15 protein-coding genes are annotated in these 15,208 nt (G+C 66.6%); 9 read left to right on the plus strand and 6 right to left on the minus strand.

Features of this window, described 5'->3' with window-relative positions; all coding sequences use genetic code 11:
* Positions 1-2: 2 nt before the first annotated feature.
* Positions 3-350, minus strand: a complete 348-nt coding sequence (locus ACFWF1_RS36510; RefSeq protein WP_379288550.1) for a DoxX family protein — start codon at positions 348-350, stop codon at positions 3-5.
* Between the two features lie 119 nt (positions 351-469).
* Between ACFWF1_RS36510 and ACFWF1_RS36515 the strand changes: the two genes are divergently transcribed.
* Positions 470-1,348 (plus strand): sigma-70 family RNA polymerase sigma factor, encoded by an 879-nt coding sequence (locus ACFWF1_RS36515; RefSeq protein ID WP_379288548.1) that lies wholly within the window; start codon positions 470-472, stop codon positions 1,346-1,348.
* Between the two features lie 11 nt (positions 1,349-1,359).
* Here ACFWF1_RS36515 and ACFWF1_RS36520 read toward each other — a convergent pair whose 3' ends face one another.
* Entirely contained in the window at positions 1,360-1,836 is a 477-nt protein-coding gene (locus ACFWF1_RS36520) for an HAD-IIIC family phosphatase (RefSeq protein ID WP_379288546.1), read from the minus strand.
* 344 nt (positions 1,837-2,180) lie between these two features.
* Between ACFWF1_RS36520 and ACFWF1_RS36525 the strand changes: the two genes are divergently transcribed.
* Positions 2,181-3,401 (plus strand): PucR family transcriptional regulator, encoded by a 1,221-nt coding sequence (locus ACFWF1_RS36525; protein ID WP_379288544.1) that lies wholly within the window; start codon positions 2,181-2,183, stop codon positions 3,399-3,401.
* Here ACFWF1_RS36525 and ACFWF1_RS36530 read toward each other — a convergent pair.
* Entirely contained in the window at positions 3,319-3,945 is a 627-nt protein-coding gene (locus ACFWF1_RS36530; protein WP_379288542.1) for a 4Fe-4S cluster-binding domain-containing protein, read from the minus strand. The genes ACFWF1_RS36525 and ACFWF1_RS36530 overlap by 83 nt on opposite strands.
* Positions 3,946-4,457: 512 nt before the next feature.
* Between ACFWF1_RS36530 and ACFWF1_RS36535 the strand changes: the two genes are divergently transcribed.
* The 5 genes from ACFWF1_RS36535 (at position 4,458) to ACFWF1_RS36555 (ending at position 8,578) form a co-directional block, all read left to right on the plus strand.
* The gene (locus ACFWF1_RS36535; RefSeq protein ID WP_379288775.1) at positions 4,458-5,153 is read left to right on the plus strand and encodes a response regulator transcription factor; all 696 of its coding nucleotides are present in this window, start codon (positions 4,458-4,460) and stop codon (positions 5,151-5,153) included.
* The gene (locus ACFWF1_RS36540; RefSeq protein WP_379288540.1) at positions 5,150-6,337 is read left to right on the plus strand and encodes a sensor histidine kinase; all 1,188 of its coding nucleotides are present in this window, start codon (positions 5,150-5,152) and stop codon (positions 6,335-6,337) included. The genes ACFWF1_RS36535 and ACFWF1_RS36540 overlap by 4 nt, the downstream gene beginning before the upstream one ends.
* Entirely contained in the window at positions 6,334-7,416 is a 1,083-nt protein-coding gene (locus tag ACFWF1_RS36545; protein WP_379288538.1) for a hypothetical protein, read from the plus strand. The genes ACFWF1_RS36540 and ACFWF1_RS36545 overlap by 4 nt, the downstream gene beginning before the upstream one ends.
* Positions 7,417-7,542: 126 nt before the next feature.
* Positions 7,543-7,824 (plus strand): LuxR C-terminal-related transcriptional regulator, encoded by a 282-nt coding sequence (locus ACFWF1_RS36550; protein ID WP_379288536.1) that lies wholly within the window; start codon positions 7,543-7,545, stop codon positions 7,822-7,824.
* Between the two features lie 316 nt (positions 7,825-8,140).
* Entirely contained in the window at positions 8,141-8,578 is a 438-nt protein-coding gene (locus tag ACFWF1_RS36555; RefSeq protein ID WP_379288534.1) for a hypothetical protein, read from the plus strand.
* An 8-nt stretch (positions 8,579-8,586) separates the two neighbouring features.
* Here ACFWF1_RS36555 and ACFWF1_RS36560 read toward each other — a convergent pair whose 3' ends face one another.
* Positions 8,587-9,699 carry an alpha/beta fold hydrolase gene (locus ACFWF1_RS36560; protein ID WP_379288532.1) on the minus strand — a complete coding sequence of 371 codons (1,113 nt, stop codon included), beginning with the start codon at positions 9,697-9,699 and terminating at the stop codon, positions 8,587-8,589.
* A gap of 381 nt (positions 9,700-10,080) precedes the next feature.
* On the minus strand, positions 10,081-11,280 hold the full coding sequence (locus ACFWF1_RS36565) for an esterase/lipase family protein (RefSeq protein ID WP_379288530.1): 1,200 nt from the start codon (positions 11,278-11,280) through the stop codon (positions 10,081-10,083).
* Positions 11,281-11,900: 620 nt separating this feature from the next.
* Between ACFWF1_RS36565 and ACFWF1_RS36570 the strand changes: the two genes are divergently transcribed.
* Together ACFWF1_RS36570 and ACFWF1_RS36575 are read left to right on the plus strand one after the other, a co-directional pair.
* Entirely contained in the window at positions 11,901-12,308 is a 408-nt protein-coding gene (locus ACFWF1_RS36570; protein ID WP_379288529.1) for a YdcF family protein, read from the plus strand.
* Positions 12,309-12,319: 11 nt separating this feature from the next.
* Positions 12,320-13,348, plus strand: a complete 1,029-nt coding sequence (locus tag ACFWF1_RS36575; protein ID WP_379288527.1) for a fused (3R)-hydroxyacyl-ACP dehydratase subunits HadA/HadB — start codon at positions 12,320-12,322, stop codon at positions 13,346-13,348.
* 391 nt (positions 13,349-13,739) lie between these two features.
* Here ACFWF1_RS36575 and ACFWF1_RS36580 read toward each other — a convergent pair whose 3' ends face one another.
* Positions 13,740-14,774: an LLM class flavin-dependent oxidoreductase gene (locus ACFWF1_RS36580; RefSeq protein WP_379288525.1), complete on the minus strand. Its 1,035-nt coding sequence runs from the start codon at positions 14,772-14,774 to the stop codon at positions 13,740-13,742.
* Positions 14,775-15,208 lie beyond the last annotated feature (434 nt).

Genomic DNA, 15,208 nt, shown 5'->3' on the forward strand with positions numbered 1-15,208 from the left:
GGTCAGGACGCGACGAACAAGGCCAGCGATGCGGCGGCCAGTCCCAGATAGGGCATGGGATAACCGAGATCGCGGTAGCCGCGAGCTCGGATGATGGTGATGATCGCGCCCAGGAAATAGAGGACGAGGCAGATCGCGGCGGCCAGGCCCAGTGGCGGAATGGCCAAGCCGACCAGTAGGCCGAGCGCGCCGGCCGCCTTGATGACGGCCAGCGGGTACAGCGTCCAGTCCGGGATGCCGTAGCTCCGCATGTTGTCGCGCACCCACTGGGCACGGAAGACATCGACTCCGGACGCGATCAGTGCCGCGGCCGCGGCGGCGATGGTCACGATGACGTAAGCGGTGGACATGGGTAACACCCTCCTGTTTGGTTCTGCGGCCGGTCTGCGATCGTGAGCGTGCCCTCGGTCGTCCGGCGCTGTGGTAATCCGTCGACCGTGTGACGGATGACGGAACGGAAAGGTGACCGATGCGGGCCGAGGACATGCTGGCGCGGCGATTCGAGGCGCATCGCGGCCACCTGCGGGCGGTCGCGTACCGGATGCTCGGGTCGCTGACCGAGGCCGATGACGCCGTGCAGGAGGCCTGGCTGCGGCTGGCCCGGCACGACGTCGACGAGGTCGAGAACCTGGCCGGCTGGTTGACCACGGTGGTGTCGCGGATCTGCCTGGACATGCTGCGGACTCGGGCGACGCGACGCGAGGAGCCCCTCGATCTACTGGCCGAACTCGGCGACTCCGCCTACGACAGCGACCCGGAACACGAAGCGGTGCTGATCGATTCGGTCGGCCGGGCGCTGCTGGTCGTGCTGGATACACTCGGGCCCGACGAGCGGGTGACGTTCGTGCTGCATGATCTGTTCGCGGTGCCGTTCGAGCAGATCGCGCCGATCGTCGGGCGAACACCGGCCACCACGAAGAAGCTCGCCAGTCGCGCACGACAGCGCACGCAGGGTGAAACAACCTCGACGGCAACCGAACTCGCCGCGCAACGACATGTCGTCGAGGCCTTCCTGGCGGCAGCCCGTGGCGGCGACCTCGACGCCCTGCTGGCCGTGCTCGCCCCCGACGTGATCCGGGTCGCCGACCCGGCTGCGTTGCCCGCCGGAATGTCGGCGGTGGTGCGCGGCGCTCAGTCGGTGGCGAAGGAAACCGTACTGCTGCAACGTCGTTCACGAGTGGCGGCACTGGCGCTGGTGAACGGCACGGTCGGCATCCTGGTCGCGCCGCGCGGCAAGCTGCTACTCGCCCTTACGGTTACGGTGCGCGACGATCAGGTCGCGGGCTACGAGGTGATCGCCGATCCGGCCCGCCTGCGCGAACTCGACCTCGCGGTGCTGCCGCACTAGGTCGAAACGGGCTACCGCGCGGGCACCCGGGCAAACCCGACCGGCGGCGTCGGATTGGGCCCGGTCCGCACGACCGGGCGGAAGTCGGGCAACGCGGGCAGCACGTCGACGTTGCGCGCGGCGTAGCAGCGGACCTTGGGCAGCGCGCGCAACACCTCGCCGCGTTCGACCGGTTCGTCATCGATGAAGCCGATGGTGTCCAGCGTCAGGCCCAGCGTGCTGCCGATCCGGCTGATCGCCGAAGACTTCGGGCCCCAGCCGATTTCGAGGGCGGAGAACATCTCGTAGACGCCGTGCCGGTACAGCTTGTCCATGGTCCACTCGCGGTCGCCGCGACTGGCCACGGCGTGCCAGATGCCGCGCTCGCTGAGCAGCCGTAGCGTGCGCACCGCGGCGGGGCGGAGCGCACCGCTGGTCCGGTCGCTCACCGCGCCGTCCCACAATGTGTTGTCCAGTTCCCAGACAAGACATCTCAGAGCCGGTCTCATGTGTCCTAGCCCCCTATCGCGTCATCTCTGCCTTCCCTGGCGTGCGTGCGCGGCAGATGGGTACAGCACACCCTCTCCGGCACGGCACGTGCCCGGCAAGCCCATGGTTCCTGGGACAAGCCCGGCGCGAGCGATCCTACCGCCAGCGCCGGCCGCGATCCCATCAACTGTCAGAACCGGCGGTACCGCATTCGGCGGCATAACTCGCTGTGACGCAACACAACCACCAACCGACCAGTCTCTGATGCCCGCTATAGAACCTCGCGAATCGATCCGCAAGAGATATCGAACGATTAGTGTGAATGCGCTGTACAGCTATCCTCGGGGGCGGAAGGAAGTCGTCAATGTCGATCGACAACTCTGCACGGCAAAGCCTGACACTGGCAGGCAAACCGATGTCGTCCCCGCTCAAGGACGTTCGCGCGCTATCACGCCAGATGGTCGGGCACTTCGTCGAAAACGTCATCCCGTGCGGCACCCTGCCCGCGGACGCGATCTCCGGCGACGTCACCACCATCACCAGGGTCTGCCTCGAATTCGCGGTCAGCATGCTGGACGGGCAGGACATCCCCGGCAAATTGCAGCGCCTGCAGGACGCCGCGTCGAGCTGGGCCCGCGAGGGCGTGCCGATCGACACCATTCACCACTCCATCCACGAAGGCTTCAAGATGGGGCTGGATCTGGTGGTGTCGGACGCGTCCATCAAGGATTACGACAGCCTGGTCGACGGCGCCAAGATGGTGCTGGAGATGCTGGACATGATCAGTTCGGCCGTCTCGGTGGCCTACATCAGGGAACTGCGCTCGGTGGTCAGCGAGCACCACACCGCCGTGCACACGCTGACCTCGGCGCTGCTCGGCGGGCACAGCACCTCCACCATGGCCCGCGAGTGCGGCATCGCCATCGCGACCTCGTATGCCGTGCTCGCCGTGGCGATTCCGCCGCATCGGGAGGAGCACAATCCGATGCTGGACAGTCAGGTCGTCGCGCGCCGCAAGCTCAGACGGGTGCAGGCCGAACTCGCCACCCGCTGCGGCGAGAGCGCGCTGTCGCTGCTCAGCGTCGACGGCGGCACCGTCCTGATCCCGGCGGCCGCCTTCGACAACGCGGGCTATGACGCCATGGTGGCCCAGCTGTCGCACGCCGCGCAGGTCGGCATCACCGCGACCATGGTCGAGGCCACCCCCGAACAGATCCCCAACGCCGCCGACCAGGCGCACGAGTTGCTCGACATGGTGCAGCGACTGGAGGCGGTGGCCGGGCTGTATCGCTTCGACGAACTCGCCCTCGAATACCAGCTCACCCGCCCCGGTCCCGGCCGCGAGTTTCTCGGGCAACTGCTCGACCCGCTCGACGAACACCCCGAACTCCTGGAGACGCTGCAGCGCCACATCGCCAACAACCTCAATCGTCAACGCACCGCGCGGGTCCTGCACGTGCACACCAACACCGTGGACTACCGGCTCAAGCGCATCGGTCAACTCACCGGCTTCGACCCGTCCCAACCGTCCGGGCTGTGGTATCTGCGATCGGCCTTGGTCGCGCGCAGCTATCGCACGATATGAGCTCACTGCCGAATTCCGCTGCGGCGTAACGCTGAATGCCGAGCACGGAGCCGGCGGCAACCTCCCGATTGGCCACCCCGCGCAGCGCGAGATCGCGCCCGTCCGCCGCTACGACATGCTCGGTGACCAGCGCGTCCACCGCGAGCCGCAGCCAAGGCAGCTGCGCGTCCAGCGCGGCGGCCGATCGCCCCGAGTAGAGCAGGATGTCGGCCGGGCGAGTCAGGCTCGCGCGCCATCCGCCGAGGCCGTCGAGCAGGGCGCGCAGTGCCGCGGGATGGTCGGTCGGCTCGCCGCCGTAGATGGTGACACCGTCGAGCCGGTCGGCCGGCAACTCGCGCAGCCAGCCGAGGATCGCCTCGACGCCGCAGCGCGTGGATTCGTCGAATACCCAGGCGTTTTCGGCGAGGCAGTCGCGGCAGAAGACCCGGCAGCCGGGCAGCCAAATACCCGCCCGAATTCCGTAACCGATGTTCGCCGCCGGAAAATGTAAGCGCGACAACAACATCGTGGCGCTGTCCGGGTGCCGACTCGAGTGTATGTCCATCTCTCCTGAGTCCTGCCGCTGCGCGGGGAGGTGCGCCCCCGTGTCCTCACCTAGTGAGCTTCGTGGCGCCGAAGCCTGCTGTCTGTCCGCCGAACACACGACACCAGTCCATGATCGGGGATTTCGGTGGCTACCATTCCTTCGTCGGTGAAGTCAAAATGGGTAATTCGAAGAACTTCTGCGAAATAACGTCGGCCGGTTCGGCCGATAACATATTTCGCATAGAAATACCTGATTAGACTCAGTGTAGTTTCAGATACTGCACACGGCTACGCGGTGCCGTCGGATCACGCCGCTGATCACCACTGCCGCAGGCAGTTTCGAGCACTCGACCATAGAACCGACCGGTCGATATCAACTTACGCCGTACGAGATGCAATCCGGGACCACCATTCGATCATCATTCCATCGGTCCGGACCGGTGCGAAATCCGAATAACCGAACGGGCCGACTTGGCACGTTCGTTACCGAGTGATTTAATTCCATTCATGGTGATCCGACGACTGCTCACTATGGCGGGGGTGGCCGTCACCGACCTGCCGGGCCCGTACGCGAAGCCGGGCACGGTGCGCCGGATCGGCATCGTCGAGGACCACCAGGCGGTTGCCGTCGGCCTGGCCGCGATCCTGTCCGACCAGCCGGACCTGACCGTCGTCGCCATCGCACCGACGGTTCCCGAACTGCTGAAGCAGGCAACGAATCTCGACTTGGCGATCCTGGACCTGCGCCTGCCCGACGGCTCCAGCCCGCGCGAGAACGTCGAGGCGCTGCACAACCTGGACATTCCCTGCCTCGTCTACACCACCGGCGACTGGCGCGACCTCATCCGGTCGGCCGCCCGGGCGGGTGTGCTCGGCGTCGCGCTGAAAAGCGACCCGGCCGAACGCACCACCGCGATGGTCCGCGCGGCCGCCTCCGGCAGGCAGGTCGCGACGATGGCCTGGGCCTCGGCCATCGACAGCGACCCGGCGCTGACCAATATCGATCTGCCGCCCCGGCAGCGAGACGTGTTGGAGCACTACGCGAACGGCGAGACCGCGGCGTCGGTGGCGCACAAGCTCGGGCTCTCCGAGCACACGGTCAACGACTACCTGAGCCGGATCCGCCGCAGGTACGCCGAGGCGGGCCGGCCGGTCCGGTCCCGGGTCGACCTCTACCGCGAGGCGAAGCGGGACGGCTTCATCGGCGGCGATCCACGGCCCCGATGATCGAAACGGCCGCGCCGCCGCGCAGCGCCGAAGCCCGGCTCGTCCGCGGCGCAGGCCTGTTCGTCGGATCGGGCGGCCTGTTCTACGCGGCCCTCACCGTGCCGACCGCGCTGTCCCAGTCGTCGTTGGCGGCGCCGTGGTGGACTCCGTTGGCGCTCACCGTGATCTACGGGCCCACCGTGCTCATCGCCGCCGCCGCGCTGCGCTGGCGCTTCGACCTGACCCGTTACGCGGTCCTGGCTTTCGCGTTCGGCTACGTGTTCGCCGCGGCCAGTTGGCTGGTCGTGCGGGCCGATGCGGTGGTGCCGCCCGAACAATCGTTGTGGATCACCTGGATTCCCGGACTGCCCGCGGTAGCGCTCTGTATCTTCTGGCGGCGCATACCATTCGGCTATCTCGTCCTCGCCGCCGCGCTCGCGCAGATCGACGCGGCGTACGCCCGCGGACCGGACGCGGACAACCCGGTGGTGCCGGATTTCCTGTTCGCCGTTGCCTATTCGGCGCTGCCCTGCGCGGCGTGCGTCGTGCTGGTGCGGGTCGGGCGGGTGCTGGATCAGACCTCGCACGAGGTCCGCGCGAAGGCCACCACCACCGCCGCCGCCGAGGCACGCCGGTTCGAGCGCCGGCGCTTCGACGCGCTCGCGCACGACTGGGTCATCGCGACGCTGCTCGAGGCCTCGCGCGCACCCAACTCCCCCGTGCTCACCCACCACGCGGACGTGACGCTGCGCGACCTCGAACGGCTGAGTTCCGGTCTGCCCCTGCGGGACAACCTCGACCTGGGTCAGGTGGTCGCGAGCATTCGTGCGACGGCGGCCGAGGTCGACGACTCGGTGCGGCTGCGCACCGACCAGGTCGCCGACAGCGCCCTCGCGGTGCCGAGCGAGGTGGCGACCGCGCTGGCCGCCGCGGTCGGCGAGGCGCTGCGGAACTGGCAGCGGCACGCCGGTTCGCCCACGCACGAGGCGGCCTGCGAGGTCCAGGTGCGCGCCGACGCGGACTCGGTACAGATCGATGTCGTCGACGACGGCGTCGGATTCGATCCCGCGAGTGTCCCGCCGGACCGGATCGGCTTGCGCGCCAGCATCACCGACCGGCTCGCCGAGTTGCCGGGCGGGTGGTCGGCGATCGAGACCGCGCCGGGCCGCGGCTGCCGGATCAGCACCGGATGGGTGGCGCGATGACGGCGAATCGGATCGTGCGCGACGACGTGCGCGACATTCTCGGGATGCGGACCCCGGCAGCGTGGCTGGTGTCCGGGCTGTTCGCCGTCGCGATCTCGTCGATGGCGTTCGCCGCCGGCGACGGGATCCGCGATATCCGGTTCACCGCGCTGGCCGTGTTGCTCATCCTCGGCGCCGGAGCCACGATGCTGCTCGCGCCGGGCGATCCGCTGCCCGCCCGGTTCGCCGTGCCCGCCGCGGTGGCGGCCCCGCTCGCGGCCGCGCTGGCCATCTGGCAGCTGCCGGTGCCGATGGCCAATTCCACCCAGATCTGGTTCCTCGGTGCGGGATCGGCGTTTCTGAACTTCCTGTGCGTGCGCGGCGCACCGCTGCTGGCGTGGGCGGGCGTGCTCGGGCAGATCGTCGTCAGCGCCTCGTGGACGACGCAGACCGGCCAGGGCTGGCTCACCGGGGTCGGTTTCTCCTTCATCAACCTGACCCCGCTGCTGATGGCGACGTTCTTCGCCAGGGTGGTCCGTCCGCTGGCCCATTCGATTCTCGCGCTGCGCCAACAAGATACCGAGCGAGCCGCGGCCGAAGCCGCCGCGCAGGCCGCGCAGCAGGAACGCGACGAACGCGTCGCCCGGCTCGACGGCGCCGCGCGGCCGCTGCTCGAGATCATCGCCTCCGGCCGGCCGCTCACCGTGCAGAAGCAGGCCGAGTGCCGGCTCGTCGAGGCCGAGTTGCGCGACGACATTCTGGGCGGTTTGATGATCGATGCGTCGGTCGGCGCCGCGGCACGCTGTGCGCGCCAGCGCGGGGTATCCGTGGTGCTCGACGACGGCGGCGGCCTCGACGAGGTCGACGCCGAGTTGCGGCAGCAGGTGCGCACCGTCTTGCGCGACGCGCTCGACTACGCCGACGGCGGCACGGTGACCGCCCGGATCCTGCCGCCGGGACGCAGCACCCTCGCGTCGATCCTGTTGCGCGACAACGGCGAACTGCGGATCGAGGTCGAGGCGACCGGCGCGGTGCGATCCGACCTGGACAGTCGACAACTTGTTCGCGAAGCGAAGCAAGACCCCAGACCTGCGGGCTGAAAGCTGGGGAATATCCAGGAACGGAAACGGATCATATATTCAGTGGGCACATCGGTTATTGGTCTGCAACCTTCGGGGAGGTGCGGCACCGGAGCCGACTGACACTGCACGAAGCGGGAAAAACTGATGACTGCGATCGATCCGGATCCCCGACCACAACCACAACCGACCCCGTTGTGGCGCGACCCGCACCTGTCGGCGCGCGAGCTCGAAGTACTGGTCGCCTGGGTCAAATGCGATTCGAAAACCCAGGTCGGCATGCAGCTCTACCTGTCGATCGGCACCGTGAACACCCACATCACCCGCATTCGCGCCAAATACGCGGCGGTCGATCGAGCCGCCAACACCAAGGCCGCCCTGGTGGCCCGCGCCCTGCAGGACGGCGTGATCACGCTGGACGAGTTGTAATCGCATTCCGCCACTGTCTTTCTCTCGCTTCGACGCTAACATCGCGGTACTGGACGCGACATCATTCGAACGACCGATGTGAATCGAGCGTGACCCACTGCCGGCGGCGGTGGTGTCGGACATTTGACCGACAGACAACGATACGAAATCGTGACATCGTCAGGTTTCGCGGACGAAACAGACCACGGCACTAGGCAAGCACCCTGCCGTCGTGCGGATCGGTTGCGCCCACGAGTTTCTCGGGCATTGCTTGTTCTGAACTCGGTCGCCGGTACGCCAACGTCGCGACCGCACGCGGAAGGTGTGGGCACCGATCGTGAACCGTCGATATGCCTATGAGGTGACCGTTCCGAATCCGGCGCTGGACGACCTCATCCTGGCGGTACACGAGGCCGCGGGCCAGTCGGGCGGGCGCGTGCCGCGCCGGTGGCGGTTCGGCAACGTGGTCGGCATCAGCGCGCCACGGGTGCGCGATCTGGCACTGGCCACCGTGCAGACCAAGCACGTCGTCGAGCGCCGCGCCATCGCGGCGATCACCGTCACGTTGCATCACAGCGTGGCCGTCGACGTGATCTTCGCACTGGATGCCGCCGTGGCCTGCGCCCAGTTTCATTGCGCGACAACGAACTCCGATACCGCCCTGGCCCAGGAGACGTCCTGGGCCGAGTACCTCGTCACGAAGACGTCGGAGGCGCTCGCCGCCACCGGCATCACGACCAGTGTGTCGTGCGGTTGCGCGAGCACCTCCGACTGAACCGCTGGCTACAGGTGCCCGCCGCCGCCGATCAGCCACGGGTTGAAGGTGCAGGCGAGGTTCGGATGGCCTGCGGGGTCGAGCGCGCGCAGCGCGATGGAGAGGGCGCGCGGTGAGTACATCAGGGTCTGATGGTCGGAGAGGTCCATTTCGCAGCCGTCTTGGAGGGTGATGTTCTGGACCGACGCGCCTCGGCCCTGCCGCAGGAAGGTCAGGTTGTAGGGGGTCATGATCTCGTCGTAGCGGGTGCCGACGACCGTGTAGTCGATGCCGGGGATGGTGTCGCCGTTGGCATTCAGCTGGTTGACGAAGTCCGAACCGATGGTCTGTTCGGCCACGGCGTGCCCGACGACGATCGAGCTGGCGCCGACTATGTCGACGCCGATGTTGTTGATGGCCCGGCCCAGCGCGGCGATGCCGTCGATGGTGGAACCGTGGTGCGTCGCGCCGAAGGTGATCAGGTGCTGCACCTTGTCCGCGCCGCCCTCGAACTTGGTGTACCAGTTCGCCATCGCGCCACCCTGCGAATAGCCGATGATGTCCACGGCCGGTGCGCCGGTGGCCGCGAGCACCCGGTCGACGAAGGTGCCGAGTTGCTTGGCCGAGTCCTCGATATTGCCGGTGCCCATCACGCCGGGCAGCACCGGCGGGAGTCCGCCACCCTGCGCCGGGTTGGATCGGCCGTAGTTGAAGGCGAAGGTGCAGAAACCGGCGTCCTTGATCGGCTGACTCATGAACGCGAAGCTGTTGTAGGCGTTCATCCAAGTGCCGTGCAGCAGTACCACCGGGCGCCGATGTTCGGCGGTCGGCTTGCAGTTCCAGTCGTTGGCGCCGGGCGGCGCGGCATCCGGGTTCAGCAGGCCGTAGCCGAAGGCGGCCAGCCACGCGGGCAGCACCGGACCGGAACCCGCTGTGTCACTGGCGAATCCACCGGACAATCCCGCGCTGAAACCGTAGTCGGCGACCGCGGCACCCCGCCCGATGCGGTCGGCGATGAGCTGTTCGATCGACTTGTCCGGCGGCGCGGCGCTCGCGCCGGTACCGGCGACGCCGAGAACGAGCGCGGTGACACCGACCAGCACCGCCGCGATCGATGATCGGCTCGAGGTCTTTCGTTTCATGGGAACGCCTTCCTGCGTCGCGCGCAGCACTCGGGAGGTGGAGCTTTTCCGCTGCACGAACTCGTGCCGGACGGTGCGACCTACAGGCAAACAGCGAATCATGGAGCGGATATAACCACGTCACCAATGACTCGTAAATTTCATCCAGATTCGGTAAACCTCGTACAGATTCGATGAAAAGCACAGTGCCCACCGGGCGGCGCGTGCGGTCGCCGCCCGGTGGGCACATTCGCCACGGCTCGGGTGCTGTGCGGCAGAACAAGGGGCAGGGTTGAGGTTCCCGTTCTGGGCACGCCGGTCGTGGCGGTGGTGCATCTGCCAAAACAGGCTTGGAGAGTTAGGGTTTCGCCTGCTTGCTGAGATGCACGTTCTCTTCGGGCGCTACAGCCCTCCGCCGCCGCCGATCACCCATGGGTTGAAGGTGCAGTCCAGGTTGGGGTGGCCTGCCGGATCCAGGGCGCGCAGCGCGATGGACAAGGCTCGGGGCGAGTACATCATGGTCAAATGGTCCGAAACGTCTTGTTCGCACCCATCTTGCAGGGTGATGTTCTGCACCGACGCGCCCGGTCCCGGCTTCAGGAAAGTCAGGTCGTAGGGATTGGTGACCTCGTCGTAGCGGGTGCCGACAATCGTGTAATCGACGCCGGGAATGGTGTCGCCGTTGGCATTCAGCTTGTTGACGAAATCGGAGCCGATGGTCTGCTGAATTCCGGCGTGGCCGACGAATATCTCGATGAAGCCGAGGATGTCGATGCCGAAGTTGTTGATCGCCCGGCCCAGCGCGCCGATGCCGTCCAGTGACGTGCCGTGATTCGTGGCACCGAAGGTGATCAGGTTCTTCACCTTGTCCGCGCCGCCGTTGAACTTGGTGTACCAGTTCGCCATGGCGCCGCCCTGCGAGTGCGCCACGATGTCTACCTCCGGGGCACCGGTGGCGGCGAGCACCCGGTCGACGAAGGTGGCCAGCTGCGCGGCGGAATCCTGGATGTAGCCGGTGCCCATCACGCCGGGCAGCACCGAGCCGAGGCCGCCGCCCTGGATCAGGTTGGACCGGCCGTAGTTGAAGGTGAAGGTACAGAAACCGGCGTCCTTGATCGGCTGGCCCATGAACGCGTAGCCGTTGTAGGCGTTCATCCAGGTGCCGTGCAGCAGCACCACCGGGCGCGGGTGCGCGGCGGTCGGCTTGCAGTTCCAATCGTTGGCGCCGGGCGGCGCGGCATCGGGATTCAGCAGGCCGTAGCCGAAGGCGGCCAGCCAGGAGGTCATCGGCGGGCCGTAACCGACTGTGTCGCTGGCGTATCCGCCGGACAGCCCGGAGCTGCTGCCGGAACCGCCGTAGCAGTTGCCGGAACCGTTGCCCGAGCCGGCGCCGCTGCCCGAATTGCAGGCCGAGCCGGACGCGCTGCCGGAATCGGCGACCGGTGCCGCCGTGCGGCCCGCGGCGATGTAGTCGGCCAGTGACTGCTCGGTCGGCGCGGGGTCGGCGTTCGCGCCGGGCCCGGCGATGCCCATGACCAGCACCGAGACGCCCAGCAGCACCGCCACCGCGAGCGACGATCGGCCGGAGGTACTTCGTTTCATTGCATGCCTTTCCTACGTCGAGCACAGAATTCGAGTGACAGTGCCGAGGTATGCCGGTAATCGGCACTGAAACTGCGCCAACGCTAAAACCGGGCGACTCGATAACCGGTCGGTCGACGCGGTTACTGGACAGCTCACCAAAGCCGCTGCGACGGTTAGTTAAACGGCACAGTCCAGGCCCGGGAAACAACTCGGTGAGGAATAGTCACAATGCGATCGCCGGATTTTCGGGCGGTGCACAACGGCACGTGTCTTCCACTAGACAACGACCGTGCCGGACGGTGAGGTCTACAGATACGTGGCGGAATTATGGAGTGGATAAGCAAAGTGACCGAGCATGGGTGAATCTATTCCAGCCATCGACACGATGGCTAATCATCGGAGATCGCCATGGTCGCCACTCCATTCTCGAACTGCCGCGGTGCGGCGTGCACGGTAAGGCGCACTGCCCGCAGCATTTTCGGCGCTGCCGCCGTCGCAGTAGCCCTCGGTCACCTGCCCGCCGCGCTCGCCGACAGCACCGGCTCCGCCGACAGCGCCTTACCGGGCGTGCTACGCGCCCTGGTCCGCCCGCGCCGGAACCGCTTCCGGCGCTGCACGGTCCGGCGACCGCAATTGTGGTGCTCGGTTACGGCCTGTTGCCCGACGGGACGATGCGACCAGAGCTGATCGACCGCCTGCACGCCGGATTCGTGCAAGCCCTGCTCGCGCCGGCCTCGCCGATCATCGTCACCGGCGGCAATCCACACAATGGCGTCACCGAGGCGCGTGCGATGGCGGATTGGCTTGTCCGGCACGGCATTCCGGTCGAGCGGATCCATCTGGAGCCGGACGCCGGCTCAACCGTGCAGAACGCCGAACGCTCCGCGCGGATCATGCGGGCGATCGGCGCGCGGGACGCGGTAGTGGTTACCTCGGCCGACCATATCGATCGGGCCGTCGGCACGTTCATCGATGCCGGGGTCGATGTGGTCGGTGCGGTCACGCCCGATCAGGTACCTCGGCTTGCTTGGCAATTCGGTTTATGAAAGGAGCAATTATGCGCGACATTTCGGTGGATCCTGCCGATCAGGTCAGGGCACTGGTCGACGGTCGATATCGTTCTACGTCGCCCTATGTGGTAGCTCGGGAGAAGATTCGCGAATTCGCCCGCGCCGTCCAGGATTATCACCCGGCGCATTGGAGTGAGGGCGCGGCCGCCGATCTCGGTTTCACCGGGCTGCTCGCACCGGCCACCTTCTCCTCCATCATCCTGAACCAGGTGCAGCGCGAAATTCTGGACACCGTGCTCACCGGCTATCGGTCCACCCGGATTCTGCACGCCGATCAAGTGCTCGACATCGGTCGGCCGTTGCTCGCGGGCGACCGGCTGACCTGCGATATCTATTTCGAATCCGTCCACCATTACGCCGATTACGACGTGCTGGCGATCAAGAGCGTGCTGATCGATCAGCACGGCGAGACGATCCAGACCGGTTCGACAGCACTACTCGCCAGGACCGGCGCCGACCCGCGGCTGACGGAGACCGTCCGCACCGTCACACTCGAGGGCTACTCCCCCACCCGGCGGCACCCGATGCTCGCCGACGCGGACTCGGCTTCCCCGCCCAGCGGGAGCCGGATACCGCGCACCACAGTCGATTTCGACTCGTTAGCGGTCGGTACCGCCTTGCCGATTCGCACCGTGCGGCTGTCGCACGGTGACCTGGTGAACTACGCCGCAGTGGTGGGCGACACAGATTCGGTGGAGCGCAAAGACGATCGAGCACTGCGCGAATTGCCGTCGTCGGTCGCGCCCGGAATGCTGAAACTCGGTCTGGCTGCCGCGTTTCTGAGTTCCTGGCTGGGTGATCCATCGGCAGTCACCAGGTTTCGCGCGCAGTTCGCGCATTGCACCAACTATCTACGGATCCCGCTACACGCGACGAGCACAATCGAGTTCAACGGCCGGGTCACCTCACTCGATCCGCGCCGCCACCGCGCAACCATCGCGATCGACGCCCGCTCGGACGGCCGCAAGCTTTTCGGCTACGCCGCCGCGGAAGTCCGCTTCCCTCTTGCCGATTGACCTATCGCCGCGATCTTCGCGACGTCGACCGAGGTGACCGCGTCGACAAGCTTGCCGTCGGCGCTACTCCAGGCGCCGACGAAGGACTCCGACCGTACCCACGGCAGAACGACTCACACCCGAGATATCGAACAACCCCGTCATCCACACCAGCCGACGACGCAACTCCAACCGCCTCGCCGATACACCTATCACCAGCCCACAACCGAACGACTCACACCCGCCGCACCGAACAACCCCGTCAACCGTGCCAGCCGACGATGCGACTTAACCGTCTCGCTGATACACCTATCACCGGCCCACAACCGAACGACTCACACCCGCCGCACCGAACAACCCCGTCAACCGTGCCAGCCGACGATGCGACTTAACCGTCTCGCTGATACACCTATCACCGGCCCACAACCGAACGACTCACACCCGCCGCACCGAGCAGCCCGGTCAACCGGGCCAGGCGACGATGCGACTCCAGCCGTGCCGCGCGATCGTAAGTGCTTGTGTGCACCAGGATTTCGTCGGCACCGGTGCTGGTCACCAATCGCTCCAACTGATCGGCGACCTCGTCCTCGGTTCCGTGCACGTGACCGAGCAACGACTCCTCGAAGATCCGCCGCTCCCGATCGGTCATGCTCAGCGCCTCGATCTCCGCGGGCGGGATCAATGTCGGAAATTCGCCGCGAGTCCGCGAATACGCGTTCGACCAAGCCTCCGGCAACAGCAGCCGGTGCGCCTCCTCGGTGCTGTCGGCGATCACCACCGACCCGGACACCATGACATACGGCTCGACACCCCACGCCGTGGCGGTGAACTCGGCGCGATAGCGCTCGATCGCCGCGACCATCCGATCCTGCCCGCCCACCGCGGCAATGACCAGCGGCAGCCCGAACCGCGCGGCCCGCTCCGCACCCGACCCGGTGGCCAGCAGAAGCGCCGGAACCCGCAACCCCTCGGCGGGCCACCCGTGCACGCCGTTGCGACCGTGCTCGAAGTAGTCGAGCACCTCGGTCAGCTGCGCATCGAAGTCCTCGGCATCGCGCTTGTCATGCCCGAGCGCGCGCCGCACCCCATCGGTGAACCCAACCGACCGCCCCAGCCCCATATCGATCCGCCCCGAATACAGCGACTCCAACACCCCGAACTGCTCAGCGACAATCAACGGCTGATGATTGGGCAACATCACCCCACCGGTCCCGATCCGAATACGCTCGGTCGCCGCCGCAGCAGCCGCAGCAAGCACCGTCGGCGCCGACCCCGCCACACCCGGCACGCTGTGATGCTCCGACACCCAGAACCGGTGATAACCCCACTCCTCGGCCATCCGCGCAAACTCGACCGTCTCCCGCAACGCCGCAGAATGACTCTGCCCACGCCGAACACGCGAACGATCCAAGATGGAGAACCGGACAGAAGCAAGCGCCGACGTCATACCTCTGTCAACGCAACACCCCCGCCGAGATTCCACAATGCGGCCCCAATCACTCCCCGGATCAACGGAAGACGCCGTCCGGACCAGTCACGCTGTCCCGCCACACGCCCGTTGATCATGAACCCCACCACCACTACGTATCCGCGCCCCATCCCCAGCCGACCCCATCGAGCAGAGTCATATGGTCGCTGAAAAATCTTCAACACCAACCATATGACTCTGCTCGATCACGCCCAATGACCATATGACTCTGCTCGATCACGCCAACAACCATTCGACTCGACTCGACTCGACTCGACTCGATGACGCCAGCACCCACCTGACTCGCCTCGTTTCCCCAGCATCTTTCAACCGGACCACAGCCAGTCCTCACGCTGGAACACAAGCGTTGCCCATCACAAGCCGCGGAAGAGCAGGTCGGGTACCCCACCTGA

It is taken from the genome of Nocardia sp. NPDC060255, assembly GCF_042727395.1.
In the GTDB taxonomy this organism is placed as follows: Bacteria; Actinomycetota; Actinomycetes; order Mycobacteriales; family Mycobacteriaceae; genus Nocardia.